The following is a 1,026-nucleotide window of genomic DNA, read 5'->3' as shown; positions in this document are numbered from 1 at the left end:
ATTCATTGCTTCTTCTAACATTTCAATTCTTCTATCTGTGTCCTCCGTTAACATGTGATGATTAATAAAAAGTATTCCTATTTGAATTAATAATGGAAAACAAGAATAATATTTTTTTATGATTTTCCTGCACTCCATCATTACTTCATCAAATGATTTTTCACTAAAAGCTTCCGCTAGTCTATGATATAATTCCTTAATATCTTCCTGTTCCATTTGCGGTTTATAACTGATTAGTTCATCTATACTTATGTTAAAGTACGATGCTAACAGTGGTAAAAATGTAATGTCTGGATAACTCTGCCCCGTCTCCCATTTGGAAACAGACGCCTTCGTAATACCGATATACGCCGCTAACTCTTCCTGTGTAATTCCCTTTTCTTTTCTCTTATCCGCAATAATTTTATGAATGCTTATCTCCTTCACATCATCACCTCATACTTTTATTATATGCTTTTATTTCAAACAAAATATGGATTTGAAGTCGACTTTCGTTAACAAAATCAACTGTTAGGAAACATGTCTCTAAAATCAAAGGCAGGGACATATTTGATATGTCCCTGCCTTTTTATTGTGGGGTACCGATACATAGCCATCTAGCTAAGAGTTTGAAGTGCTTCAAAATCAAACATTTCATCTCACCATAGTTTTCTATGGGAATCCATTGAACAGCTTATTTATATAGTTTTCGAAAGCGGAAGTTATTTTAAAATTCTATGTTTCGATTTTTTCTTTACCCTTACGGATAAACCACCATATCAAAGCCACAAATAGCACGAAAAACGGTATTATTTGAATAAAGAAAAATCCTTTCCAAAAATAAAGTGGATTATTATATATAAATTCTGTTGACGCCTCATGTTTATAAGAAACAAACGAACCTACCAAACAAGAAATTGGAATTGTAAGTACATTTATCGCTAAACAGATTATTATCAATGATAAATTTTTAGCCTTAATTTTTGGTGAAACAGATAAGAAAAATAAAAATATTGAAATACCGGATATAAGAAACAATGGTATTAC

The 1,026-nt window shown here is 31.2% G+C and carries 2 protein-coding genes; both read right to left on the bottom strand.

The window, feature by feature from the left end:
* The coding region (locus tag KI369_RS28175; RefSeq protein WP_212958948.1) for a helix-turn-helix domain-containing protein at positions 1-426 on the bottom strand (426 nt) is incomplete at its 3' end.
* A 288-nt stretch (positions 427-714) separates the two neighbouring features.
* Positions 715-1,026 (bottom strand): hypothetical protein (locus tag KI369_RS29605; protein ID WP_238484975.1); only part of this gene is annotated, 312 nt, incomplete at its 5' end.

The organism is Bacillus sanguinis, assembly GCF_018332475.1.
GTDB lineage: Bacteria > Bacillota > Bacilli > Bacillales > Bacillaceae_G > Bacillus_A > Bacillus_A sanguinis.
The sequence above is the reverse complement of the archived record's forward strand: the minus strand, read 5'-3'. Positions and strand labels throughout refer to the sequence as shown.